Origin of the sequence: Luteimonas salinilitoris (genome assembly GCF_041300785.1) — a bacterium.
Classification (GTDB): domain Bacteria; phylum Pseudomonadota; class Gammaproteobacteria; order Xanthomonadales; family Xanthomonadaceae; genus Luteimonas; species Luteimonas salinilitoris.
Genome location: NZ_JBFWIB010000006.1, coordinates 176382 through 200547, shown reverse-complemented (window position 1 = coordinate 200547; position 24166 = coordinate 176382). Strand labels below are relative to the sequence as shown.

Here is a 24166-nt window from a genome sequence, read left to right as displayed (position 1 = left end):
CACCCCCCAACTCAGCGGGCATGAAAGTTGAGCACCAGCGAGCGCTGAAACACAGCGGGATCACGAGGGAGTGGCAGCGGCGACGACCGCTGAACAGCCAAGCGTACAGATTGCTCAAATGCGGCAGCTCCACAAGGCTCCTTGAACTCAGCAGACTCCACAACGCCAGTGGCCGATATCTTGAGGCAGATAAGGCAGCGTGGGGATGTCTCAGGCTGACCAGGCGGACGCGACCAATTGCTCAGGATCCTTTGCTGCACGGCAGAGGTCCACTCGGCGAGTGCTGAAACATCAGTCGCGCCGGTAGGGCTAGCTGCGCAAGCTGAAACCAACAGGAGTACGGTAGCGAGAATCTTCATTTGGGGGCTAACGCCTGAATTAAGCCGACCCGCGAAGCGGGTTCGGCTTGAATGAATTGTTAGGGCGCACAGTAGTTGCCTGCAAGGGTAGCAACTAGCCGCTTAGCTCCGTAACAGCGGAAGCGGAACTCACCGGCGGTATGAGACACGACCACTATCCCAGTGAACCATCCGAACTCGTGCTTGACGGAGCGAATGTTCTGGGAGGCGACACGAATTGGCTCCAAGCCAATGTGAAATGCCCTGTTGAGGCCGTTTGGAGTGAATGAAATCTCCTCCGGTGAAATGTCGACAGAGCCGCCGACCCACAAGCCGCCCCACTTGCGGCTGAAACGGTCGGTTGCCCGAAGCGCGGGGCCGGGGAGAGCAAGCGATGGGGCCGCATTGGGGATAAATGCATTTACGAGTTTACGGATGCGAAAATGTTGCATGTGCGCCCTAACTACGATAGACCCCCTTGGTGGGGTATAGCTCCGACTTTGCGCCCCTGTGGGGAGACCGTCAATCGGCTTTTCCTTTCAAGGATCAATGCCTTACGCCCGCCGCGGGTCCACCGGATAGCTTCGCACGAGGCGATATCCGGCGAAACGCCGACATATCCGATATCACGGCGAGCATGCCGGCCTATCCAGTATCGAAAGGTGGGACGCCACCCTCACCGGGTTGGACAAATCTCGCGGCGGTATGCAGCTTAGGCGCCGCGCTTTGCATGTTGAACAGACGCGGCTTCATCTGATTCGCCGGCATATCCGGTGCAACGCCGGGCGCCAACCGGCGGCGCTTGGCAACATGGCGTGGATACGTCGCCGTCGCAGAACCGATCCGGTCGGGTTGCTGCTGGCTCACTCAGAACAGGCTGCGCTGCACCACATCGTCCACCCGCTCCGCCGCCGCCGGCACCTTTCCGTTCAAGGGGGTCGCGCCCAGCCTCCATCCCAGCCCTGACCATCGGCTGGCGTGCCGAGCCAGCGCTTCTGCAATGACGTCGGCACTCCCCGCCAGATGCAATGCACTCCGCGCGCGGGTCAGGCCGGTGTAGACCAGCTCGCGCGACAGCACGCGGTTGAAGCGGGCCGGGAGCAGCAGCCAGACCTCGTCGAACTCGGAGCCTTGCGCCTTGTGCACGGTCATGGCGAAGGCGCTTTCGTGTGCGGGCAGCGCAGCGGGGTGGAAGGGGCGCGGGTGTTGCGGGTCGTCACCGGGGAACCAGGCCATCACCGCGCCGCTGGCGTCGCGCAGGCAGATGCCGATGTCGCCGTTGAACAGGCGGTGGCGGTAGCTGTTCTCGGTGACGAGCAGCAGGCGGCCGTGGAAGTAACCGGGGCCGGGGCTGCGGCGCTGGGGGCCGGCGAGGCCGCTTTCGGACAGCATGCTCTCGATGCGGGTGTTGAGGCCGCGTGCGCCTTGCGGGCCTTCGCGTACGGCGGTGAGGATGCGCAGGCGGCTGGCGAGCGCCAGGGCTTCGGCCGGGCTGGCGGCTTCGGCCAGGGCGGTCCAGTGGGCGAGCAGGCGGTCGCGGTGGGCCTGCAGCGGGTCGGTGAGGTTTTCGTGGAAGTGGACGCCGGAGAGATGGTTACCGCGCAACAGCGACAGCGTGGTGTCGGTGTCGCCTCCGCGCACGGCGGCGGCCAGGGGGGCGAGGTCGAGGGCGCTGCTCTGGCGATAGCCGCGGACAAGGTGGGCGTGGCGGCCGGGGAAGTTGTTGTCGGCCTCTCCGACGCGTGACGTCCATGGATCCCCGCTTTCGCGGGGATGACGATCTGGGGGATATGCGGTGCCGAGCAGGGGCTGCAGGGCGTCGGCATCGTCGCGGGCCAGACGTTCGCCGTTGCCGGCGGCGCGCAGGATGCCACTGAGGACGTCGCCTGCCTCGACCGATGGCAGCTGGTCGGGATCGCCCAGCAGCACCAGGCGGGCGCCGTCGGGTACGGCCTCGACCAGCTTGGCCATCAGCGGCAGGTCGATCATCGAGGCCTCGTCCACCACGACCGCGTCGAACGGCAGCGGGTTGTCGGCGTGGTGGCGGAAGCGCGGCGAGTCGGGGATGGTGCCAAGCAGCCGGTGCAGGGTGGTGCCGGTGGCCGGCAGCTGTGCGCAGAGGTCGGGGTCGATGCCGAGTTCGGTGAGCGCCTGCACTGCGATGCGCACGCTCTCGGCCATGCGCTCGGCGGCGCGACCGGTGGGGGCGGCCAGGGCGATGCGGGGCGCGGGGCGGCCGGCCTGTTGCGCCTGGGCCGCCAGCAGGACGAGCAGGCGGGTGATGGTGGTGGTTTTGCCGGTGCCGGGGCCGCCGGTGACCAGGAGGAGAGTGTGGCGCAGGGCGAGGGCGGCGGCGTGGGCTTGGCGGTCGTCGGCGAGGGGCGGAAGAGCGCCCTCATCCAGCCCCTTCGGGGCACCCCCGACTAAACCACTCGGGGGCAGGCTCTTCTCCCGCAAAGCGGGAGAAGGATCGGCAAAGAGCGCCCGGAAGAGAGGGGCAAGTGCGTCGAGGGCGGTCGCGTCGGGGGCTTGGGTGCCGATGCGCTGCAGGCCGAGGGCGAGGCGGCATTCGTATTCGCGGTAGCGGCGTAGGTAGAGCAGGCCGTGCTCGAAGACCAGCGGTGCCTGGGTGTCGGACGGCTCCACGGGATCGCCGGGCGTGGCGACCCAGGGCGAGGCGGCGAGCTGGCGTTGCCAGTCGGCGGCGGCGGGCCAGTCGATGTCGGCTTCGACGAGTTGCGCGGCGTCGGCCGGTGCGAAGCCGGCGTGGCCTTTCGACACCGCCAGCGAGGCGAGCGCGGCGGCGATGAGTACGGCGTCGGGCGTGGTCGGGTCGAGGCGGCGCAGGCTTTGGGCCAGAGCGTGGTCGAGGGGGCGCAGGAGGCCGGTGCGGTAGAGGGTTTCGAGCGTGAAAGGTGTGCTCATGTCGGGGCGTTCCCTTTCTCCGACGAACCCTCACCCCAACCCGCACCCCGGCCCTCGCGCACGGCACTCGGGCGCTCTTCGGCGCGCGAGCCAGTGGCTCGCGAATGCGCCTCATCGCCCCCGGGGGAGAGGGGGTTTTCGCCGGCGAACAGGGTGTCGAGGGCGTACACGAGCTCCGGGGCGAAGCGGTGGGCGTATAGGCCGGGGGACGGGTTGCGTTCGGGGGCGAGGCCGCGGCAGAAGAGATAGCGGATGCCGCCGAAGTCGCGGGCGTAGTCGTAGCCGTCACCCAGGCGGAAGCGCAGCCAGCGGTGCAGGGCGAGGGTGTAGATGAGCGCCTGCAGGTCGTACTCGCCGTGCGCCATCGCGTCGACCAGGGCGGCGCCGTCGTAGCCGGGCAGGCGGTTGGACTTGTAGTCGAGCACGTACCAGCGGCCGTCGCGGCGGTAGGTGAGGTCGATCTTGCCGGTCATCAGGCCTTCCAGCCGGCGGCGCAGGCCGAAGCCGCGGCGATCGCGCACCACGCCGTGCGCGTGCAGCAGTTCGAGCAGGGCCGGCACGGCGGTGGGCTGCATGGCGAAGTGGAATTCGATCTCGGCGCGACGCTCGTGCGCATCGAGCGCGTGCAGCGCGCGGCCTTCGGGCAGGGCGACAGTCAGGGTGCGGCCGACGAGCGATGCAAGCAGCGCGGCGCCGTCGTCGAGATCACTTTCGCCGTAGCCGCCGGCGCGCAGCGCGGCGCGCAGCGGCTCGCCCTGCCCGTCCGGTGCGGGATCGCCGGACCGCCAGCCGGACCAGGCGGCGAAGGCGGCGTGCTCCAGCGCGTCGTGCAGCACGTTGCCGAAGCGGCTGCCGGCGAAGCGCGGGTCGAAGACATCGGCGGGCTGTTCCGCCGGCGTCTCCATGTCGATGTCTGGCACGCCGCGCACGGACTCGTCGTCGGCCGCGCCGGCGGCCTCGGTGGCCGCGGCGGCGATCTCGTGGCCGGCGTCGGCATGGGCGAGCTGGGTGAAGCTGTAGACCCACCAGTCGCCGGCAACCTGACGGCGCGACGTGCGCGCCGGCGGCACCGCGGCCTCGCTCTGCGGCGGCAGGCGTGGCGGCGGCGGCTCGGCCGGGCCGTCGGCGATGCGCACGTCGGCGTGCTCGCGCAGCGTGTCGTGGCCCGACAGCAGCGGCGCCAGCCGGATGCCGGCGAAACCCGCCAGGTCGCCGGCGGCGACCCACAGCGCGTGCTCGGTGCGGGTCAGGCCGACGTACAACAGGCGCGCGTCCTCGGCGGCGCGCTCGGTGGCGGCGCGCTGGCAGGCGTCCTTCCAGGCCTGGTCGTCGCTGATCTTCCAGTGCAGCTCGCGCGCGTCGCCGTCGTGCACGACCTGGCGGCGGGCGGCGGGCGGCGGGCGGGTGCCGATGCCCACGAACGGCAGGTAGACCAGCGGGTATTCCAGGCCCTTGCTCCCGTGCAGGGTGATGATCTGCACGCGGCGCGCGTCGGACTCCAGCCGCAGCAGCTGCGCCTCGTCGCTGTCGTCGGCATGGGCGATCTGCAGCTGCAGCCAGTCGAGCAGGCCGTGCAGGCCCAGCGTGCGCGCGGACGCCTGCTGCAGCAGCTCGCCCAGCTGCAGGTAGTTGGTCAGCCGGCGCTCGCCGTCGAGCAGGGCCAGCAGGCGCTCGGCCTCGCCGGCGCACAGGTCGGCGACCAGCGCGAACGGGCCGCCGCGCTGCCAGCGCTCGCGGAAGTCGAGCAGCCGCTCCTGCCAGGCGCGCTGGCGGTCGCCGTCGGTGTCCAGCGCGGCGATCGCGGCGGCGTCCTGGCCGAGCAGCACGGTGGCGAGCGCGGCGCGCAGCCGGCCCTCGTCGGACGGCTGCAGCAGCGCGCGCAGCAGCAGGCGCAGCTCGTGCGCCTCGGGCGCCGCGTACAGGCTCTGTTTGCCGGCGGCCACTGCCGGGATGCCGGCGGCCGCCAGCGCGTGCTGGATGCGGGTGGCCTCCTTGTGGGTGCGCACGAGCACGGCGATGTCGCCCGGCTGCACCGGTTCGCCGTCGATCAGCGCGCGATCGGCGCGGGCATCGGACAGCACGCGGTGGATGTCGGCGATGCAGGCGGCGGTGACGGCGGCACGCGACGGATCGGCGTTGAGCGGTTTGCCGTCGGCACTGCGCACCAGGCGCAAGGTGAGCGCCGGCGCGGGGGCGCCATCGCGCAGGTAGTCGCTGTCGCGGCGCGTGTCGCCCGGCTGCACCGGTTCGAAACGGATGCCGTGCTCGAGGAAGGCCTCCTCGCCGGCGTTGTCGTACAGCGCCTGCAGCGCCCGCAGCACCGCCGGGCGCGAGCGGAAGTTGCGGTCCAGCGCCGGGGCGACGTCGGCCTGCCGGCGCGCCCGCAAGTAGGTGTGCACGTCGCCGCCGCGGAAGCCGTAGATCGCCTGCTTGGGATCGCCGATGAGGAACAGCGCCGGCGTCTCGCCTGCTTGCCGCACCTCTTCCGAATCGCCGAACACGCGCTGGAAGATCGCCCACTGCCGCGCGTCGGTGTCCTGGAACTCGTCCACCAGGGCGATGCGATACTGCTCGCGCAGCTGCGCGACCAGGCGCTGGCGTTGCGGCCCTTCCAGCGCGTCGGCGACGCCGGCGATCAGGTCGTCGTAGGTCTGCACGCGGCGCACGCGCTTGAGCGCGGCCAGCCGCTGGCGCGCCTGGTCGCGCAGGCGGTGCAGCAGCGCGATGCGCTGGCGGGCGCGCCATGCGGCCATGGCGTCGTCGGCCTCGCACCAGGCCTGCAGCGCGTCGCACAGCGGCGATTGCGGGACGTTGCCTTGTTCGCCGGCCTTGCAGAAGTCGAGCAGCCGCGCCGGCAGCAGCTTGTCCAGGTGCAGCTTGTCGCCGCGCGGCCAGTGACCGGCGGCACGGCCGTCGAGCAGTTCGTCGAACGCCTTGTCGAAGCTGGGACGCTTGGCGCGGCGGCCGTCGAACACCTTGCGCTCGAACGCGGCGGCGACCTGCGCGCGAGCGTCGTCGAGGTGTGCGTCGATGGCCTGCGCCAGTCGCCGCGTGGCCGCTTCCAGCACCGGCTGCGGATCGTCGCCGCCATCGGGCTCCAGGTGCGGCAGCAGCGGCAGGTCGTCGATGAGCGCGGGCAGGTCGGCGGCCAGGGCGTCCGGCCCGCTCCACAGGCCGGCCAGCGCCTCGAGCGCCGCGGGGTCGCCGGCATGCGTGCGCCACAGGTCCGCGGCCAGTTCCTCGTGCAGTTCGCGCACGCTGGCCAGCAGCTCGGGGGCGTCGAAGGCGTGGCCGCTGTCGAGCGCATGCTCGGCCAGCACGCGGGCGCAGAAGCCGTGGATGGTGAAGATGGCGGCGAGGTCAATTTCCTCGGCGGCGATGCGCAGGCGGCGCGCGAGTTGCGTAGGGGTTTCCGTGGCCTGCGCCAGGTACCGGTCGAGGATGGCGCGGGTCAGCGCGACCTCAGGTTCGTCGTCGTCCGCCGGCGGCGTGCCGACCAGATCGGCGGCCAGCGACAGGCGCTCGCGGATGCGCTTGCGCAGTTCCTGGGTGGCGGCATCGGTGAAGGTCACCGCCAGGATCCGGCCGATGCGCAGCTGCCGTTCCACCACCAGCCGGGTGAACAGCGTGGCCAGGGTGAAGGTCTTGCCGGTGCCGGCACTGGCCTCGATCAGGCGCACGCCGTCCAGCGGCAGCGACAGGTAGGGATCGGCGGACATGCCGGCGGCGCTCATGCCGCGACCTCCCCATCCGCATCGTCCCGGACCTGTCCTTCGCGCACCGCGGCGAACACGCGCAGGCTGTTGTGCACCAGCCGTTCGAAGTCGGCCGCATCGGCGAACGGGTCGCGCCCGCGCAGCGCGAGCCGGTAGCTGTCGCCATTGGCCTCGCCCCAGCTGCGGTCGCTGCCGTGCCAGGCGTCGCGCGCCGCGCGTTCGCGCCGGTCCGGCTCCGCATTCCAGATCGCCCAGCCGGTGTAGGGGCCGAACAGCAGCGGCGCACGCAGGCCGTCGTCGCGCAGCTGCAACAGCACGCGCAGCGCGGCCATCGCCTCGTCCGGCGACGGCGCGGGCAATGCATGCGGACCGGCGCCGGCATCGCCGCCATCGTGGAACTGCACCAGCGGCAGGTCGGCGCCGGCGGCGTTGGCCAGCAGCCAGTCGAGGCCGGCGCGGATCGCGCCCGGGCCGTTGAGCGTGCCGGCGCGCAGGCGCGCGATGCCGTGCGCGTGCACGTCCTCGACGCGCCCGTGCAGGCGCAGAGCCTGCCCCGGACTCGATCCGGGGACGTCGATGTCGACTTCGTAGCGGCGCGACTGCGCGGCATCGCCGCCGCGCCAGCGGGCATAGGCCTCGGCATACGGCCGGGTCGCATCGAGCAGGGCCTGGAACTGGCGCTCGCCGAGCGGCCCCGACGGCAGCAGCGCCCGTGCGCGCAGGCGGGCGTGCAGGCCGTCCTCGGCGCCGTCGAGCACGGCCGCGGTCAGCGCCTGCTGCAGCCGCACCTTCTCCAGGCCGCGGGGTGGCACCACCAGCGGCTCGATGTCGCCGGCTGCCTCGACCGGGTCCGGCAGACGCAGGCCGAGGCGCTGCGCCAGGAACTGTCCGACCGGATCGACCAGGAAGCGGCGCAACGCGTCCAGCGACAGTTCGCGCGCGGGCTCGGCGTCGACCGCCGGCAGCGGCGCGTCGAACCACGGCGCCAGGCGTTGCCGCGCGCCGCCAAGCGAACCGGCGGCCGGATGCCACGCTCGGCGGTAGCTGAAACGGCGCGGTTCGTCGTCGCCGCCGAACGCGGCCGGCGAGAACGGCTGCAGCGGGTGGTGCACCACCAGCGCCTGCCCGGCCGCGTCGGGGTCGGCGTGATGCTGCGCGGCGGCGTCGAGCAGTTCGCTGACCAGCACCGACGGTTCGCGCGCGCTGCCGTCGCGCGGGTCGGCGCCGAGGTAGCTGAGGTAGAACACGTCCTGCGCGGCGGTGAACAGCTGCAGGAACAGGAAGCGGTCGTCTTCGCGCAGCGAGCGGTCGCCGTGGCGGCGCCTGTCGGTGCCGAGTTCGGCGGTCAGCCGGCTCAGGCCCGCGGCGGGATCGCGACGCGGGTAATCGCCGTCGTCGAGGCCGAGCACGCAGATCACCCGGAACGGCAGCAGGCGCATCGGCACCATGCGGCCGAAACTGACGCCGCCGGTGAGCAGCGGCGCGCGCGTGTCGGCCTCGGCCAGCACGCCGGCGAAGTGCGCGCGCACCACCTCGGCCGGCACCGGCGCGTCGAAGCCGGCGTCGGCGGCGTCGGCGGCGAAGCCGTTGATGAGGAGGCGCAGGCGGTCGAGCGCGCGCTGGCCGGCGGGAGCGGACGGCTCCTGCGGAAGCAGCGCCCGGAGCAGCGCCAGCAGGCGCTCGCGCCACTGCGCGGGCGTGAGCGCCTCGCCCAGGGTCTGCTGGTGGCGTGCGAGCACCCGCAGCAGGCGGATCAGCGCATCCAGGGCATCGAGTGCGCTGCCTTCCAGCTCCGGCCACGGCGCAACCATCTGTCCGGAGCTGGCACCGATCTCGTCCTCGCTGCCGCTGGCATGGCCGAGCAGCAGGCGGTCGAGCGCGAACTGCCAGGTGTAGGCATCGTCGGCCGGCGCCTGGTGCGCGCGGCGGTGCGCCGCGTCCAGGCCCCAGCGCGCGCCGGCGGCCTGCAGCCAGCCGTGCAGGCGCTCGAACGCGGACGCGTCCAGCCCGGCGGCGGCGGCGATCGGCTCGCTGGCCAGCAGGTCGAGGATCTCGTTGAGGCCGAAGCGCGAGACCGGCAGGCCCAGCAGGCGCACGAACACCTCGGCCAGCGGCTCGCCGGCCAGCGGGCTGGTGTCGGCGAGCGCGTAGGGAATGTGCTCGCCGCCCTCGCCGCGGCCGCCGAACACCGCTTCCAGGTACGGCACGTAGGGGTCGATGTCCGGCGCCAGCACCGCGATCTCGCGCGGCTCGAGCGGCGGATCGAAGCGCGGGTCCTCCAGCAGGCCGCGCAGCTGGTCGTGCAGCACCTGCAGTTCGCGCAGCCGGGTGTGGCAAGCGTGGATCTGCAGGCTGGGATCGTTGAGCCGCGACGCCGGCAGCGGTTCGCCGGAAGGCTGCGCGCGGCGATGGAACAGGTCGCGCCGCAGCCGCTGCAGCAGGCCGTCCGCCAGTCCGCCCTGTTCGAGCGTGGGACGGTCGTCGTCCTCCGGATCGGCATACGCGGCGATCTCGCCGGACGGATGCACGACCTCGTAGCTGCCGAGCACCGCGACGAAGTCGCGCCCGGCCGCGCCCCAGGCCTGCAGCAGCGGGTTCTCGCCGGCCAGTTCGCCGAACGGATCGTCCTCCCCGCCGCGCAGTTTTTCGGCGAGCGTCTGCAGGTCGCCCCAGTACGCGCGCGTCGGCGTGGGCATGTAGAAGTGCAGCGTGCCCGCGCGCGCCTGGGTGGCGATGACCCGCAGCACGTCCGGCGAGACGTTGAGCGTGGCAAAGGCGAACAGGCGCGCCGGCAGCCCCTCCGGCATCGGCTTGCCCTCGCCCTCGAAGCGGGCGAGATAGTCGTGGATGCGGCGCGCGCGGTACGGGCGGCCGCCGGCGACGCGGCGCCACAGGATCGCCTGCGGATCCCCGGGTTCGGCGCCCGCCTCCCAACGCAGCAGCCAGTCGCGGCGCCAGGCCTGGTATTTCTCGAACACCGAGGCCAGCTCGCCGGCCAGCGCCCAGGGTTTGAGCGGGTCGTCGCCGGCCAGGTACGCGGCCAGCTGCGCCATGGCCGGCTGCGCGACGAGCGCCGGATCGGTCAGCGCGGCGTACAGGCGCCAGTGCAGCGCGGCGGCGTCGAGATCGTCTGCGCCGGACGCCTGCACGGGGCCCGACCCCGGATTGGCATCGAGCGCGCGGGCGACGAATTCGCCCGGGGTGAGGAATTCGAGGTTGGCGGCCACGCCGTGGCGGGCCGCGAGCGTGGCCTGCAGCCAGCGGCGCATCGCCACCTGCGGGATCAGCACCGTGTCCGGCGCCAGCAGCGACTGCCCGTCCGCAGGTTCGCGCAGGGTCTCGGCCAGCAATCCGGCGAGCACGTCCAGGGAATTGGAGTGGTAGAGGCGGAAGTCGGCGACGCGGGACGGCATCGCGTCATCATGCAGGAGCATGGTCGCAGGGTGCGATACGTGTCCCTGATGGGATGGGCCGGCCCGGGCGCGGGATAATTCCTGTACTCACGGGTTCAGTCGATCGGTTAGGATTCAGTTCGCAGCCGCCAAGCTATGCAACTTCTTTTGCTGCCGCCCCCTCTTCCCGCTTTCCCGCGCTGGTCTCCATGCCTGAATCGAACACCCCCGCCGTGCGCCTTGCCGACGTCCGCCTCGACCGCGGCACGCGCACGGTGCTGCGCGACATCGCGCTGGAGGTGCCGCGCGGCAGCGTGACCGCGGTGCTGGGGCCGTCGGGCAGCGGCAAGTCGACCCTGCTGGCGGCGCTGACCGGCGAACTGGTCCCGGCCGCCGGCACCGTCGAGGTGCTGGGCCAGCGCGTGCCGCAGCGTAAGCGCGAACTGCTGGAGCTGCGCAAGGGCATCGGCGTGCTGCTGCAGGGCAACGGCCTGCTGACCGACCTGACCGCGGCCGAGAACGTGGCCTTGCCGCTGCGCATGCATACGCGGCTGCCGGAGCCGGTGATCCGGCGGCTGGTGGAGATGAAGCTGCACGCGGTCGGCCTGCGCGCCGCCGCCGACCTGTTCCCGCGCGAGCTGTCCGGCGGCATGGCACGCCGTGTCGCCCTGGCGCGTGCGCTGGCGCTGGATCCGCCGCTGATGGTCTACGACGAGCCGCTGACCGGTCTCGACCCGATCGCCAGCGGCGTGATCATGAGCCTGATCTCGCGGCTCAACGACACCCTCGGCCTGACCAGCATCATCGTCACCCACCACGTGCACGAGACGCTGCCGGTGGCCGATCGCGCGATCGTGATCGCCAATGCCCGCATCGTGTTCTCCGGCACGCCGGCCGAGCTGCAATCGAGCACCGATCCGCTGGTGCGGCAGTTCCTCGACGGCGAGCCGGACGGGCCGATCGCGTTCGACGCGGCACCGCAGGAGCGTGCGGCATGAACGGACTCGCGACACTCCCGGCGGTCGTTCGGGCTCCGATTGCCGCGCCAGGCAGGCCTGTTCGTTGCGGTGAGGCAAGGGCCGTCGCCATCGGTCGCGCAACGTCATGCCGGCGCAGGCCGGCATCCAGGACCGTCAAGGCACTGGATCCCGGCCTTCGCCGGGATGACGGCGTGGGCACCGACGTGGCCGCGGCCGCGGCAGCGCCCATTCCCGATTTCCCATTCCCCATTCCCGGCCCCACTCCCTGATGCCCTTCGTCGAAGCCACCCGCTCCGTCGGCCGCGCCGGCCTGTTCTCGCTGTCGGTGCTGCGCGCGTCGACGCCGACCCGCGATTTCTTCGCCGAGCTGGTGCGCGAGATCTACAAGATCGGCGCGCGCTCGCTGCCGATCATCGCCGTCGGCGGCGCCTTCGTCGGGCTGTCGGTGACGCTGCTCGGTTTCCGCGCACTGGAGACCTACGGCGCCTCGAACCAGGTCAGCGTGCTGGTCGGCCTGGGCCTGTACCGCGAGCTGGCGCCGGTGCTGACCGCGCTGCTGTTCATCGGCCGCGCCGGCAGCTCGATCGCCGCCGAGCTGGGGCTGATGCGCGCCACCGACCAGATCACCGCGCTCGGGCTGATGGCGATCGACCCGGTCGCCAAGGCGGTCGCGCCGCGGTTCTGGGCGGCCGTGATCACGGTGCCGCTGCTGACCGGGTTCTTCTGCAGCTTCGCGATCAGCGCCAGCTATTTCGAGGCGGTGCACGTGCTCGGCATCGACAGCGGCATGTTCTGGCAGGCGATGAAGGACGCGGTGGATTTCCGCGACGACTTCCTCAATGCGTTCTACAAGTCGGCCGTGTTCGGCGGCACCGCGGCGCTGGTGGCCTCGTACGTGGGGTTCCACGCCGAGCCGACCATCGAGGGCACCTCGGTGGCGACCACGCGCGCGGTGGTCAACGCCTCGCTGCTGGTGCTGATGTTCAACTTCGCCATGTCGGCGTTCCTGTTCTGACGATGATGCCAATCCCACCAATGCTTCCTTGCCGCGGATTTACGCGGATGCACGCGGATCGCGTTTCCTTCGCGTCGTCCATCAGCGCTCATCCGCGTGAATCCGCGGCCGAACGCCTTTTTCCCGTGGCGCGACGACCTGCGCCCCCCTGCACGGACACAACCTCATGAGCAGTTCCCGTGGTCCCCGTCTCGAATTCGCCGTCGGCGCCTTCCTGCTGCTGGCACTGGGCTCGTTGCTGGTGCTGGCGATCGCCTCCACCAACGGCCGCTTCAGCCTCGGCGGCGACAGCTACGAGCTGACCGCCCGCTTCAGCAACCTCGGCCAGCTGCGGCGGCAGGCGCCGGTACGGGTCGGCGGCGTGACCATCGGCCGGGTCGCGGCGATCGAGCTCGATCCGGTGCGCTTCGACTCGATCGTCACCCTGGCCATCGACAACCGCTACCGCGACATGCCGATCGACACTTCCGCCGGCATCCTCACCGGTGGTCTGCTGGGCGAGAGCTACGTCGACCTGCAGCCCGGCGGCGACATGGAGTCGCTGCAGCCGGGCGAGGAGATCGCCTACACCTCGCCGGCGGTCGACCTGATGCAGATGGTCGGCAAGTACATGTTCAGCGGTCCCGGCGGCGGCCAGGCACCGGCCGAGGCGCCGCAGGATTCCGATTCCACCGATCCCGAACCGCTTCCTTCCCCCGAGGAGCCCATCCCATGATCAAGCGCAACCTGTTCTCCCTCGCCATCGCCGCTGCCCTGCTCGCCTCCGCCCCGGCCCTGTCGCTGGCGCAGGACGCAGCGGCCGGCGCCGCCCAGACCCAGGGCTCGCCCAGCAAGCTGGTGCTCGACAACACCCAGCGCCTGCTGTCGGCGCTCGAGGAGCGCCGCCAGGAGTTCACCGCCGATCGCGGCGCGCTCAACGCCTTCGTCAAGAACGAGTTCGAGACCATGTTCGACCGCGACTACGCCGCGCGCCAGGTGCTCGGCCGGCACGGCCGCGGCGCCGACGAGGGCGAGGTCAAGCTGTTCGCCGACGCCCTGGCCGATGGCCTGCTGCGCCGCTACGGCGATTCGCTGCTCGACTTCAATACCCGGCTGCGCGTGCGCATCAGGTCGGAAACGCCGCTGCCGCGCGGGCTCGGGGTCAAGGTCTCGAGCGAGATGCTGCGCCAGGGCGGCGAGCCGATCCCGGTCGATTTCCTGATGCGCCAGTCCGGCGGCCAGTGGAAGGTGTTCGACGTGCAGGTCGAGGGCGTGAGCTTCGTGAGCACGTTCCGGCGCCAGTTCGACGCCGAGCTGCAGCGCAAGTCGATCCGCCAGGTCGCCACCGAGCTGCGCCAGGGCCAGCTGCAGGCCGAGGCCGATGTCGACCAGTAGCCTGCGCCGCGACGGCGACGCGCTGGCGTTCAGCGGCGCGCTGCTGCGCGCGGACATCGCCGGCCTGTGGCCGCAGGCGACGAAGGCGCTGGACGGCGTGCGCCGTTTCGACCTCGGCGCGGTCGCACGCATCGACAGCGCCGGCCTGGCCCTGCTGTCGGCGCTGGCCGCGCGCGCCGGCGGCGCGGTCGAGGTCGTCGGCGATCCGGCCGGCCTGGCCGACCTGCGCGCCGCCTACCGGCTGACGCCGACGCTGGCGTTCGCCGACAACCGCTGACCCGGCTGCGTTTCCCCCGCGCGCCGGCAACACCACACAAGGATGAGACTGCCCCCCATGTCCGCCCGCTCGCTCCCCCTAGCCGGCGCCCTGCTGGCACTCGCGCTGGCCGGCTGCGCCGGCACCGGCGACCCGGTCCGCAGCACGCCAGAACCCGCCGCCGTGGTGAGTTCGGCTTCGGCATCCGATGCCGCCGCGTCTTCGGCCTCTGTGCCGGCCAACGCGACGACGCCATCGGCTGCGCCGGCCGCAGACGGCGCAGCCGATGCTCCCGCACAACCCGCGGCTGCCGCAGCGGCTGCGGATGCCGCGCCGCCTGCCGCCGACGGACAGGCGCCGACCCAGGCCGAGCTGGATTACGCGGCGATCTATGGCGAAGAGGTCTACGACCCGATCGCCGACCCCACGTTGCCCGATCCGGCGCAGATGCCGGCCAGCTACGACCCGTGGGAGCCGTTCAACCGCCGCATGCACCGCTTCAACAACGCGATCGACCGCACCATCGCCAAACCGCTGGCGACCGCCTACATGAAGGTGGTACCGCGCCCGGTGCGCCTCGGCGTCACCAACTTCTTCAGCAATCTCGGCCAGCCGGTCAGTGCGCTCAACGCATTGCTGCAGGGCAAGCCGATGCAGGCCGGGCAGTCGCTGGGCCGGTTCGTGGTCAACAGCACCCTGGGCATCGGCGGCATCTTCGATCCGGCCAGCGACGCCGACATCCCCAACCGCAGCGAGGACTTCGGCCAGACGCTTGGCGTGTGGGGCTGGGAGCGCTCACGCTATCTCGAGCTGCCGCTGTTCGGCCCGCGCACCGTACGCGACGCCTTCGGCATGGTCGGCGACGCGCCGCTATCGCCGACCCGGCAACTCGACGACAACCGCACCCGGATCTTCCTGCAGGGCCTGCAGCTGGTCGACGTGCGCACCCGGCTGATGGCGGTCGACCGCATGCGCGAGGGCGCCGCCGACGAGTACGCGCTGGTGCGCGATGCCTGGATGCAGCGCCGCCAGTACCAGATCCTCGGCGACCGCGAAGGCGACGACGAAGATCTCCTGCCGGACTACCTGCTCGACGACGAGGCCAACCCCACGGTGCCGGTGGATGCGATGCCGGTGATCCCGGGCACGCCGTAGAGCGGAGCTTGCTCCGCTGCTGTCGGCTCCGGAGTCCGCGTAGCCGAGCAAGCTCGGCTCTACGGCCCGGGCTCCGGCGCCGGTACAGCGGAGCAAGCTCCGCTCTACGGGGCCTCGGATTCGCAGGTACGGCCGTGCCGGCATCGCGCATGGCGCGCTCCTACGGTTCGGATGCGTCGCCGGGCTCGTCGTCCAGCAGGGTCTGCGCCTCGCTGCCCGGCAGCGATTCCACCGTCTTCAGCTTGCGCTCGATCTGGCGCGTGCGCACCCCGGCATGCTTGAGGCTCTTCTGCACGGTGTCGAGCTGGCCATGCGCCTTCTCCAGCACCGTGGCGAACTTGCCGAACTCGGTCTTCACCGCACCCAGCACCTGCCAGACCTCGCTCGAGCGCTTCTCGATCGCCAGGGTGCGGAACCCCATCTGCAGGCTGTTGAGCAGCGCAGTGAAGGTGGTCGGGCCGGCGAGCACGATGCGGTGTTCGCGCTGCAGCAAGTCCACCAGGCCGGCACGGCGGATGGTCTCCGCGTACAGGCCCTCGGTGGGCAGGAACATCACCGCGAAATCGGTGGTGTGCGGCGGCACCACGTACTTCTCGCAGATCGACTTCGCCTGCACGCGGATCGCGCGCTCCAACTGCGCCGCGGTGATGCGCACCGCCTCGGCGTCGCCCTTCTCCTGCGCATCGAGCAGCCGCTCGTAGTCCTCGCGCGGGAACTTGGAATCGATCGGCAGCCACACCGGCACGTCCTCGTCGCCGCGCCCGGGCAGGCGGATCGCGAAGTCCACGGCCTCGATGCTGCCCGGGCGCACCCGCACGCCGCGGGCGTACTGCTCCTGGGTCAGCGTTTGCTCGAGGATGTTCTCCAGCTGCACCTCGCCCCATCCGCCGCGGTCCTTGACGTTGCTCAGCACGCGCTTGAGATCGCCCACGCCGGTGGCGAGCTGCTGCATCTCGCCCAGACCGCGCTGCACCTGTTCCAGTCGCTCGGAGACGAGCTTGAACGAATGTCCCAGACGGGTCTCCAGCGTGGTCTGCAGCTTCTCGTCGACGGTGGCGCGCATCTGCTCGAGCTTCGACGCGTTGTCGGCCTGCAGCGCCTTGAGCTGCTGCTCCAGGGTGGCGCGCATCTCGCCGATGCGCTGCTCGTTGCGCTGGGTCAGCTCGGCCAGGCGCTGGCCGAGGCCGTCGCCGAAGCGCTGCTGCAAGTCGGCGCCCTCGGCGCGTGCCTTGCGCGCGTCTTCGGTCAGCGCCTCGCGCAGCAGGTCCAGGCGCTGATCGGTGCGGGTACTGAACTCGTCCAGGCGCTGGTCGGTGCGCGCGGCAACGCCCTGCAGCTGTACGCCGAAGGCGTCGATGCGCTGCGCCTGGGCCGTCGACAGGCTGTCGAGCTGCTGGCGCAGTTCACCCCGGCCTTCACGCTGTTCCTCGCGCAAAGCCTCCTCCAGGCGTGCACGCAGCGATTCCAGCGCCGCGTCCGGGCGGCGCAGCAGCACGACCACCTGCAACACCACCACGACCAGCACGGCGGACAACAGGACCAGCAACAGGGCATCATTCGGCATGACGCCAGTGTAGCGGTGCGCATCTCCACAGGTGAGACGCGGCGCTGCCGGCCCGCTACCGGGAGACCCCATGTGCAGAGCCGCCCACGTCGCCCTGATGGCGCGCTACAACACCTGGATGAACACGCGCCTGTACGCGGCCGCGGACGGGTTGCCCGCCGCCGAGCTGGCCCGCGACCGCGGCGCGTTCTTCGGCTCGCTGCTCGGCACGCTCAACCATCTGGCGGTGGCCGACACGATCTGGCTCAAGCGCTTCGCCGCCGACCCCGACGCGCACGCCGCGCTCGAGCCGGTGCGCGCCCTGCCGATGCCGGAGGCGCTCGATGCGGTGCCGTTTCCCGAGTTCGCCCGGCTGTCGGAACGAAGGCGGATGCTCGACGCGGTGATCGAGCGTTGGACCGCGTCGCTGGACGAAGCCGACCTGGTACGCCCGTTGCACTACCGCAACGCCCGCGGGCAGGCGTTCGAGCGCGAGACGTTCGGCCTGCTGATGCACCTGTTCAACCACCAGACCCACCATCGCGGCCAGGCCACCACGCTGCTGTCGCAGGCCGGCATCGACATGGGCGTGACGGACCTGCTGGCGCTGCTTCCGGATCTCGGCGCGCCCGCTGACACCGGCGTGCATCCGCACTGATCGTCCGACACCGGCCGACCCGGGAGCGGCCGTCGATGGGGCGACTTTCGGGAGATCGTCGCCCCTCGTGCGCTCAGGCCGTGGGTACCGGCGCGTCCTCTTCGATCAGGCCGTCGGCCTTCAGTTCGGCCCAGAAATCACCGGGGATCCGCACCCGCATCGAGCGCGCGTTCTGCCGCGCCTGCCCGGCGGTGCGGGCGCCGGGAATCACATCAGCGACGGCGCAACCCAGCGGCGGCCGACGGCTGCCGCCATCCCGGCGAAGCCCGCCATGCGTCGGCCAGGAAGTCGACGAACGCGCGTACCTTGGCCGGGACGTAGCGGCGCGCCGGCATCACCGCGTGCACGTCGAGGCCGGGCATGGTCCAGTCCGGCAGCACCTGCTCCAGGTCCCCGCTCGCCAATGCGTCGGCGACGGCGAAGGCGGGGATGCGGGCGATGCCGGCGCCGGCGATCGCGGCGGCCTTCAGCGCGAGGCTGGAGTTGGCGTCCAGGCGAGCGCCCAGGGCCACGCGCACCACTTCACCGGCGCGGGCGAACTCCCAGGTGCGGCCGGCCACGGCGAGGCTGAAGTGCAGGCAGTCGTGTCCGCTCAGTTCGTCCGGCCGCTGCGGACGGCCGGCGTGATCGAGGTAGCCGGGCGCGGCGCAAAGCAGCACCGGGCTGCGCGCGACGCGGCGCGCGACCAGGCTCGAATCCGCCAGCCGACCGAGCCGGATCGCCAGGTCGAAACCCGCCTGCACCGGATCGAGCTGGCGATCGTCGAACTGCAGGTCGAGGGTCACTTGCCGATGGCGCGCCAGGAACGCGGCCGCGTGCGGGGCGACGTGCAGCAGGCCGAAGGTCATCGGCACCGTCACCCGCAACCGCCCCTGCGGCTCGCGCTCGCTGCCGGCCACCGCGTCCTCGGCCGCGCGCGCTTCGGCGAACGCGGTCTGCGCGTGCCGCAGGTACAGCTGCCCGGCCTCGGTCAGGCTGAGCCGGCGCGTGGTCCGGTGCAGCAGGCGCGTGCCGAGCCGGCGCTCCAGCGCCGAGACCTGCTTGCTGACCGCGGCCTTCGACAGGCCCAGCGCATCGGCCGCGCGCACGAAACTCCCCAGTTCGGCCACCCGGACGAAGGCGAGCAGGCCGGGCAGGTCGGGCGTGGGCAGTCGGGCCTGCGGGATTGTTGACATGGGGAAACAGTCTAGCCACTCCCGGGCCGATTATCCGCGCGCCGGCGGTCCCTAGCCTGCAAGGCATCCCATCCGGAGCGCCCACGATGCACGTCGCCACGCAACGCCTGATCCTCACCCTCGCCACCGGCGTCCTGATCGGCGGCACCTACATCGTCGGCAAGCAGCTGCTGGTGCAGGGCTTCTCGCCGATCGCCGTGTCCTTCGTCCAGGTCGCCGGCGCCACCCTGCTGCTGCAGACCGCGCTGCATGGACACGGTCTGCGGCCGCCCACCGACGCGCGCACGCTGCGCTTCTTCGCGATCGCCGCGACGATCGCGGTGATCGGCTCCACCCTGCTGGGCAACTGGGTGCTGGCGCGGATCCCGGCCGGCATCTTCACCCTGCTGGTGACGCTGTCGCCGTTGTTCACCTCGCTGCTCAACGCCGCGGTCGACCGCCGTTGGCCGCCGCTCGCCACGCTGGCCGGGACCGGGCTCGGCCTGGCCGGCGTGTCGCTGGTGCTGGTGCCGCGCGCGCAGGCGGTGGACCCGGAACAGGCGCTGGCGCTGGGCATCGCCCTGGCGGTGCCGGTGCTGCTGGCGGCGGGCAACGTGTACCGCGCGCGCAACTGGCCGCACGGCGTGCCCGCGCCGGTGGTCTCGGCCGGCATCCTGGGCGTGCAGGCACTGGTATTGCTGCCGCTGTTCGCCGGCCTGCACGACGGCGCCGACCTCGTGCGGCTGGGCAGCGTCTGGCCGCTGCTGGCGCTGCTGGTGCTGGTCGCCGTCGCCGCCAACGTCAGCGCCGCCTATCTGCAGCGCGTGGCCGACAGCGTCGCCTTCAGCCAGATCGGCTACGTGATCGCGTTGACCGGCATCGGCCTGGGCGCGCTGCTGTTCGGCGAGCGTGTGGGCTGGCTGTTCCTGCCGGCGCTGGTGCTGGTGTTCTCGGGGATCGTGCTGGTCAACCGCCCCGCACGCGCCGCCGCGCCGGACCGCGGGGATGAGACCCTGGCCCGGGTCGGGGCCCCGGCGCGGTGACGCGCGCCGGACGGCGGCCTGCCGGAGCGCTCAGTCCAGCACCCGGCAGAACGCGGCCTTGAGATAGCGCGACTCGGGCACGTCGGCCAGGAACGGATGGTCGGCGCCGGCGCCGGACACCTTCAGCACCTGCACGGTGCGCCCGGCGTAGAACGCGGCGCGACGCAGCATGTCGAGGAACTGCTCCTCGCTGACCAGGCCGGTGCAGGAGAAGGTCGCGAACAGGCCGCCGGGCTTGACTACGCCCAGCGCCAGTTTGTTCATGTCGAGGTACTTCTTCAGCGCCGGGATCACCTGCTCGCGGTCGCGGGTCATCTTGGCCGGGTCCAGCACCACCGCGTCGAAGCGCTCGCCGGCGGCGGCGGCGTCGCGCAGCCACGGGAAGATGTCGGCCTGCACCCAGCGCACGCGCGCGTCGTTGAGCTTCGCGTTGCCGTGGGCGATGTCGAGCACGTCCTGGTCGATGTCGACGCCGACCACTTCACCCGCCCCGCGCACCGCCGCGTACACGGCGAAGCCGCCGGTGTTGCAGCACAGGTCGAGCACGCGGCGGCCGGCGACCTGCTGCGCGAACCACTGCCGGTTGTCGCGCTGGTCGGCGAAGAAGCCGGTCTTGTGCGCGCCGGCGGGATCGGCGCGGAACTTCACCCCGTGTTCGCTGATGATCGCGGGCGCGGCCGGCTCGGTACCGCGGAAATCGAAGCTCTCCTGCTTCTGCACGTGCTCGTCGGCGAAGCCGTGGAAGCGGCAGCCGGGGAACTGCTCGCGCAGCGCGGCGTGGATCCACTCGCGGTGGCGGAACATGCCGGCGCTGAAGTACTCGACCACCAGCAGGTCGCCGTAGCGGTCGACCACCAGCCCGCTGAGCCCGTCGCCCTCGCTGTGCACCACGCGCCAGGCGTCGGACACCTCGTCCAGCCGCAGGACCTCGCGGCGCAGCCGTACCGCTGCCGCGATCTTGTCCGCGAACCAGCCGGCGTCGACCGCGATTTCCGGATCGCGCTCCAGGATCCGCACCGCGATCCGCGAATGGCCGTTGTAGAAGCCGCGACCGATCCAGGCGCCGTCGATCCCGACCACGTCGACGATGCTGCCGGGCTTTGGCCGCTGCGCGGGCTTTTCCACCAGGCGCTGGAAGATCCAAGGGTGGCTGGAACGCCAGGCGTTCTTGAGGCGGACGGTGGGCAGGGGCTGCGAAGTCATCCCGGAATTCTACGCTGAGCGCATCTTTGGGATTCGGGAGTACAGATGCAGACGCGCAACCGGGAGTCGCTCTTGCTCGTCATCCCGGCGAAAGCCGGGATCCATTTTGACGTGCCTGGAAAAGCAAATGGATCCCGGCTTTCGCCGGGATGACGATGCGGGGGCTTCCGCCTTCCGAATCCCGCCGGGATGACGGCGTGGGCCTTTTCGCCTTGACGAATCCCGAATTACAGAATCCCGAATCCAGGCTCCAACCGCCCCTTGCATCCGCCCGATCCGCCGCCATCCTCTGCTCCATGCACCTGGACATGCCCGACGCGCCGGCCGATCCCGAGGCGCAGCGCGCCGCCGACCGCCGTCGGATCGGCGGTGCGCTGAAGATCAGCATTGCCTTCATCGCGCTGCTGGCGGTGATGTTCGGCGTGCAGGGGATGCTCGACTGGCGGCCGTTCGCGATCGTGCCGCATTCGTTGCCGGGCCTGCTCGGCGTATTGACCGCGCCGCTGCTGCACGGCTCGCCCGCGCACCTGATCGCCAATGCGTCCGCGCTGCTGCTGCTGGGCACGCTGGCATTCTCCGTATATCCGCGCGCGACCCTGCGCGCGCTGCCGCTGATGTGGCTCGGCGCGGGATTGTGCGCGTGGTGGCTGGGCGAGCCGGGCTCGCGCCATCTCGGCGCCAGCGGCGTCACCCATGGGCTGATGTTCCTGGTCTTCGTCCTCGGGCTGCTGCGTCGCGACCGGCCGTCGATCGCCGCCGGCATGATCGCGTTCTTCTTCTACGGCGGCATGCTGCTGACGGTGCTGCCGCAGGAGCCCGGCGTGTCCTGGCAGTCGCACCTGGGCGGTGCGCTCGGCGGCATCCTCGCCGCCTGGCTGTTTCGCCGCGCCGATCCGCAGGTACCGCGACGCCGCTACAGCTGGGAAGACGAGGACGACCTGGAGGCCGGCGCCTACGACGACACGCTCGAACCGCCGTCGCCGCGGGACGTTCCAGTGCTCTGGGAGCGGCCGGAGGAGCCGCGCGGCACGGTGCTGTCGTTCCCGGACCGGCGCCGCGAACGCGACTAGGGCCTGTTAGCGCTTATGGAGTATGCCGCGTTGCTTCCCAATGGCCGTCAGGTGGTGTTGCGCCGCGCAGTGCCTTGCTGCCTGCAAGGTCAAGCGGCGCGGCGCCGCATGGCGGCCATTGGGAAGCAACCCGAAGGGCCGGGCCTGCGGACGCACGGGGCGGCATGCTCCATAAGCGCTAACAGGCCCTAGGCCGGCACGGCGGTGCCGTGCGATCCGCGCGCGGCTGGAACCCAAAATGGTTGTTGGGCCACGGATCAACGCGGATGAACGCGGATAAAGCTGTCAAGGGGAGTAGCCGGCCCGTGTTTGTTGCGTTGATCCGCGCTCATCCGCGTTGATCCGTGGCAATAGCTCCCGGAATGGGCCCTAGAATGCGGTCCTTCTCCACCGCATCGGGCCCCGCATGACGATCCTGGTCACCGGCAGCGCCGGCCATCTCGGCGAAGCGCTGATGCGCACCTTGCGCGCGCGCGGGCGTGCGGCAATGGGCATCGACGTCGTCGCCTCCGCGTTCACCGATCGGATCGGCTCGATCGCCGACCGCACTTTCGTCGACGCCTGCATGTCCGGCATCGACGCGGTGCTGCACGCCGCCACCCTGCACAAGCCGCACGTGGCCACGCACGCGCGCCGGGAGTTCGTCGACACCAACGTCACCGGCACCCTCAACCTGCTGGAGGCCGCGTCCGCCCGCGGCGCCGGCGCCTTCGTCTTCACCAGCACCACCAGCGTGTTCGGCGACGCGTTGACGCCCGCCGACGATGCGCCGGCGGCCTGGATCACCGAGGCCGTGACGCCGCTGGCCAAGAACGTCTACGGCGCCACCAAGGCTGCGGCCGAGGACCTGTGCCGGCTGTTCCACCGCAACCAGGGACTGCCCTGCCTGGTGCTGCGCACCTCGCGCTTCTTCCCCGAGCCGGACGACAGCGCATCGCTGCGCGATGCCTACGCCGACGGCAACATCAAGGCCAACGAATTCCTGTACCGGCGCGTGGACATCGAGGACGTGGTGGATGCGCACCTGCGGGCACTTGAACGCGCACCCGCGCTCGGCTTCGGCCGTTACATCATCAGCGCGACCACGCCGTTCCGGCCCGAGGACGCCCCGGCGCTGCACCGGGATGCGCCCGCCGTGCTGGCGCGGCGCGTGCCCGACTACGTCGACGAATACGCACGCCGCGGCTGGCACATGTTCCCGCGCATCGGCCGCGTCTACGACAACGCGCTGGCGCGGCAGGCCCTGGACTGGCGCCCCCGCTACGATTTCGCCCATGTCCTGCAACGGCTGCGCGAGGACCGGGACCCGAGCAGCGCGCTGGCGCGCGAGGTCGGCAGCAAGGGCTATCACGGTGAGCGCTGGCGCGCCGGGCTGTACCCGGTCGACTGATCGGCGAGAGCGCCGCGCCAAGCAACCCCATCGGTGGCGGCCTTGATGAACGCGCCGCCGCGCGTCGCGAAGGGGAACAACGGCAGGGAACATCTGCCGTCGGTTTGCGCCGAGTCGGGGCTGAAACCCCAACCCCTCCCACAGGGAGGCGCCGCGAACGCACACGCTAGTCGGGCATCGCCGCCAGCTTGCGGCCGATCACCGCGCAGTAGTGCAACGGGTTGCCCTCGATCGAGATGCGGTGGCGGTAGCGCTCGAGGTGGTAGAGCTGCAGGAACTCCGCGGCCACCAGGCGCTTGATGAACAGCGCCAGGCCGCTCTCGTCCGACTGGCCGAGGAATGTCTCCTTGATGTTGAACGCGATCCAGCCGCCGTCGGCGATCAGGTTGAACGCGCGATGGAACGCCGCCACCGGGATGTCGTCGTAGCCGAGCGCGGCGATGGTGGTCAGGCAGTTGAAATCCCAGCCGCCGAGCGAGGTCATCAGTTCGTCGTCGTGGCGGCTGAGGTCGCCGACGTAGTAGGCGTCGTAGACGCCGGGGCGGTCGCGCCACAGCGCGTCCCTGGCGGCGGTGGAGATGTCCGCGCCGACCAGCCGCGAGACGCCGTAGTGCGCCAGCTCCTCGCCCATCATGCCGTTGCCGGCGCCGAAATCGAGCACGCGCTGGCGGTTGAGGTCGTCGCCGGCCGCCGCCAGCACCTCGCGCATGCGCAGCGCCAGGAACCGCGGCGAGTCGCACTTGAGCCGCTCGTAGAAGATCTGCTCGTACAGGCCGGGCAGGCTGTAGATCCGGTCGTAGTCGTGGAAGCGGACGTGTTCGGCGCGGCCGTCCTCGTGGTCGAGGACGAAGTAGACGTCGCTCTCGCGTTCGCGGCTGAAATCGAGCTGCGGCAGGCGGATGCGGTGGCGCGGGATCTTCGTCATGCGGACTCCTCGTCGTGGTCGGTATGGGT

At 71.3% G+C, this 24166-nt stretch carries 19 protein-coding genes; 10 read left to right on the top strand and 9 right to left on the bottom strand.

Annotated features, from left to right (window positions below; genetic code table 11):
- Positions 1–11: 11 nt before the first annotated feature.
- The 4 genes from AB5T46_RS11860 to recC form a co-directional block, all read right to left on the bottom strand.
- Positions 12–359 carry an energy transducer TonB gene (locus AB5T46_RS11860; RefSeq protein WP_370564164.1) on the bottom strand — a complete coding sequence of 116 codons (348 nt, stop codon included), beginning with the start codon at positions 357–359 and terminating at the stop codon, positions 12–14.
- Between the two features lie 846 nt (positions 360–1205).
- Positions 1206–3263, bottom strand: a complete 2058-nt coding sequence (recD, locus tag AB5T46_RS11855; protein WP_370564163.1) for an exodeoxyribonuclease V subunit alpha — start codon at positions 3261–3263, stop codon at positions 1206–1208.
- A complete protein-coding gene (recB, locus tag AB5T46_RS11850; RefSeq protein WP_370564162.1) occupies positions 3260–6997 on the bottom strand; it encodes an exodeoxyribonuclease V subunit beta in 3738 nt (1245 codons plus the stop codon). Before recB ends, recD begins: the two co-directional genes overlap by 4 nt.
- The gene (recC, locus tag AB5T46_RS11845; protein ID WP_370564161.1) at positions 6994–10392 is read right to left on the bottom strand and encodes an exodeoxyribonuclease V subunit gamma; all 3399 of its coding nucleotides are present in this window, start codon (positions 10390–10392) and stop codon (positions 6994–6996) included. Before recC ends, recB begins: the two co-directional genes overlap by 4 nt.
- A gap of 188 nt (positions 10393–10580) precedes the next feature.
- On the opposite strand from recC, the gene AB5T46_RS11840 reads away from it, so the two are divergent.
- The 6 genes from AB5T46_RS11840 to AB5T46_RS11815 all read left to right on the top strand — a co-directional run bounded on the left by AB5T46_RS11840 (position 10581) and on the right by AB5T46_RS11815 (position 15151).
- The gene (locus AB5T46_RS11840; protein WP_370564160.1) at positions 10581–11369 is read left to right on the top strand and encodes an ABC transporter ATP-binding protein; all 789 of its coding nucleotides are present in this window, start codon (positions 10581–10583) and stop codon (positions 11367–11369) included.
- 250 nt (positions 11370–11619) lie between these two features.
- Complete coding sequence (locus AB5T46_RS11835) at positions 11620–12366, top strand: MlaE family lipid ABC transporter permease subunit (protein WP_370564159.1); 747 nt, start codon at positions 11620–11622, stop codon at positions 12364–12366.
- A 166-nt stretch (positions 12367–12532) separates the two neighbouring features.
- The gene (mlaD, locus tag AB5T46_RS11830) at positions 12533–13081 is read left to right on the top strand and encodes an outer membrane lipid asymmetry maintenance protein MlaD (protein WP_370564158.1); all 549 of its coding nucleotides are present in this window, start codon (positions 12533–12535) and stop codon (positions 13079–13081) included.
- Positions 13081–13740 carry an MlaC/ttg2D family ABC transporter substrate-binding protein gene (locus tag AB5T46_RS11825; protein WP_370564172.1) on the top strand — a complete coding sequence of 220 codons (660 nt, stop codon included), beginning with the start codon at positions 13081–13083 and terminating at the stop codon, positions 13738–13740. Before mlaD ends, AB5T46_RS11825 begins: the two co-directional genes overlap by 1 nt.
- Positions 13727–14017 (top strand): STAS domain-containing protein, encoded by a 291-nt coding sequence (locus AB5T46_RS11820; protein ID WP_370564157.1) that lies wholly within the window; start codon positions 13727–13729, stop codon positions 14015–14017. Before AB5T46_RS11825 ends, AB5T46_RS11820 begins: the two co-directional genes overlap by 14 nt.
- Positions 14018–14074: 57 nt before the next feature.
- Positions 14075–15151, top strand: coding sequence for an MlaA family lipoprotein (locus AB5T46_RS11815; protein ID WP_370564155.1), 1077 nt, complete (start codon positions 14075–14077; stop codon positions 15149–15151).
- A gap of 160 nt (positions 15152–15311) precedes the next feature.
- Here the strand turns inward: AB5T46_RS11815 and AB5T46_RS11810 are convergent, their stop codons facing one another.
- Positions 15312–16661, bottom strand: a complete 1350-nt coding sequence (locus AB5T46_RS11810) for a DNA recombination protein RmuC (protein WP_370564171.1) — start codon at positions 16659–16661, stop codon at positions 15312–15314.
- 124 nt (positions 16662–16785) lie between these two features.
- On the opposite strand from AB5T46_RS11810, the gene AB5T46_RS11805 reads away from it, so the two are divergent.
- Complete coding sequence (locus AB5T46_RS11805) at positions 16786–17352, top strand: DinB family protein (RefSeq protein WP_370564154.1); 567 nt, start codon at positions 16786–16788, stop codon at positions 17350–17352.
- Positions 17353–17425: 73 nt separating this feature from the next.
- On the opposite strand, the gene AB5T46_RS11800 is transcribed toward AB5T46_RS11805, so the two are convergent.
- Together AB5T46_RS11800 and AB5T46_RS11795 are read right to left on the bottom strand one after the other, a co-directional pair.
- The gene (locus AB5T46_RS11800) at positions 17426–17563 is read right to left on the bottom strand and encodes a hypothetical protein (protein WP_370564153.1); all 138 of its coding nucleotides are present in this window, start codon (positions 17561–17563) and stop codon (positions 17426–17428) included.
- A gap of 1 nt (position 17564) precedes the next feature.
- Entirely contained in the window at positions 17565–18527 is a 963-nt protein-coding gene (locus AB5T46_RS11795; RefSeq protein WP_370564152.1) for a LysR family transcriptional regulator, read from the bottom strand.
- Between the two features lie 86 nt (positions 18528–18613).
- On the opposite strand from AB5T46_RS11795, the gene AB5T46_RS11790 reads away from it, so the two are divergent.
- The gene (locus AB5T46_RS11790; RefSeq protein ID WP_370564151.1) at positions 18614–19549 is read left to right on the top strand and encodes a DMT family transporter; all 936 of its coding nucleotides are present in this window, start codon (positions 18614–18616) and stop codon (positions 19547–19549) included.
- Between the two features lie 30 nt (positions 19550–19579).
- On the opposite strand, the gene AB5T46_RS11785 is transcribed toward AB5T46_RS11790, so the two are convergent.
- Positions 19580–20752 carry a class I SAM-dependent rRNA methyltransferase gene (locus AB5T46_RS11785; protein ID WP_370564150.1) on the bottom strand — a complete coding sequence of 391 codons (1173 nt, stop codon included), beginning with the start codon at positions 20750–20752 and terminating at the stop codon, positions 19580–19582.
- A 296-nt stretch (positions 20753–21048) separates the two neighbouring features.
- On the opposite strand from AB5T46_RS11785, the gene AB5T46_RS11780 reads away from it, so the two are divergent.
- Together AB5T46_RS11780 and AB5T46_RS11775 are read left to right on the top strand one after the other, a co-directional pair.
- Positions 21049–21822, top strand: a complete 774-nt coding sequence (locus AB5T46_RS11780; RefSeq protein ID WP_370564149.1) for a rhomboid family intramembrane serine protease — start codon at positions 21049–21051, stop codon at positions 21820–21822.
- A 406-nt stretch (positions 21823–22228) separates the two neighbouring features.
- Positions 22229–23212: an NAD-dependent epimerase/dehydratase family protein gene (locus tag AB5T46_RS11775; protein ID WP_370564148.1), complete on the top strand. Its 984-nt coding sequence runs from the start codon at positions 22229–22231 to the stop codon at positions 23210–23212.
- Positions 23213–23378: 166 nt separating this feature from the next.
- Here AB5T46_RS11775 and AB5T46_RS11770 read toward each other — a convergent pair whose 3' ends face one another.
- On the bottom strand, positions 23379–24137 hold the full coding sequence (locus tag AB5T46_RS11770) for a methyltransferase domain-containing protein (protein ID WP_370564147.1): 759 nt from the start codon (positions 24135–24137) through the stop codon (positions 23379–23381).
- Positions 24138–24166: the final 29 nt, after the last annotated feature.

Bases quoted from the DNA above. Each gene is read 5' to 3' on its own strand.
- AB5T46_RS11860 (WP_370564164.1), bottom strand. From the start codon at position 359: ATGAAGATTCTCGCTACCGTACTCCTGTTGGTTTCAGCTTGCGCAGCT.
- recD (WP_370564163.1), bottom strand. From the start codon at position 3,263: ATGAGCACACCTTTCACGCTCGAAACCCTCTACCGCACCGGCCTCCTG.
- recB (WP_370564162.1), bottom strand. From the start codon at position 6,997: ATGAGCGCCGCCGGCATGTCCGCCGATCCCTACCTGTCGCTGCCGCTG.
- recC (WP_370564161.1), bottom strand. From the start codon at position 10,392: ATGCCGTCCCGCGTCGCCGACTTCCGCCTCTACCACTCCAATTCCCTG.
- AB5T46_RS11840 (WP_370564160.1), top strand. From the start codon at position 10,581: ATGCCTGAATCGAACACCCCCGCCGTGCGCCTTGCCGACGTCCGCCTC.
- AB5T46_RS11835 (WP_370564159.1), top strand. From the start codon at position 11,620: ATGCCCTTCGTCGAAGCCACCCGCTCCGTCGGCCGCGCCGGCCTGTTC.
- mlaD (WP_370564158.1), top strand. From the start codon at position 12,533: ATGAGCAGTTCCCGTGGTCCCCGTCTCGAATTCGCCGTCGGCGCCTTC.
- AB5T46_RS11820 (WP_370564157.1), top strand. From the start codon at position 13,727: ATGTCGACCAGTAGCCTGCGCCGCGACGGCGACGCGCTGGCGTTCAGC.
- AB5T46_RS11815 (WP_370564155.1), top strand. From the start codon at position 14,075: ATGTCCGCCCGCTCGCTCCCCCTAGCCGGCGCCCTGCTGGCACTCGCG.
- AB5T46_RS11805 (WP_370564154.1), top strand. From the start codon at position 16,786: ATGTGCAGAGCCGCCCACGTCGCCCTGATGGCGCGCTACAACACCTGG.
- AB5T46_RS11795 (WP_370564152.1), bottom strand. From the start codon at position 18,527: ATGTCAACAATCCCGCAGGCCCGACTGCCCACGCCCGACCTGCCCGGC.
- AB5T46_RS11790 (WP_370564151.1), top strand. From the start codon at position 18,614: ATGCACGTCGCCACGCAACGCCTGATCCTCACCCTCGCCACCGGCGTC.
- AB5T46_RS11785 (WP_370564150.1), bottom strand. From the start codon at position 20,752: ATGACTTCGCAGCCCCTGCCCACCGTCCGCCTCAAGAACGCCTGGCGT.
- AB5T46_RS11780 (WP_370564149.1), top strand. From the start codon at position 21,049: ATGCACCTGGACATGCCCGACGCGCCGGCCGATCCCGAGGCGCAGCGC.
- AB5T46_RS11775 (WP_370564148.1), top strand. From the start codon at position 22,229: ATGACGATCCTGGTCACCGGCAGCGCCGGCCATCTCGGCGAAGCGCTG.
- AB5T46_RS11770 (WP_370564147.1), bottom strand. From the start codon at position 24,137: ATGACGAAGATCCCGCGCCACCGCATCCGCCTGCCGCAGCTCGATTTC.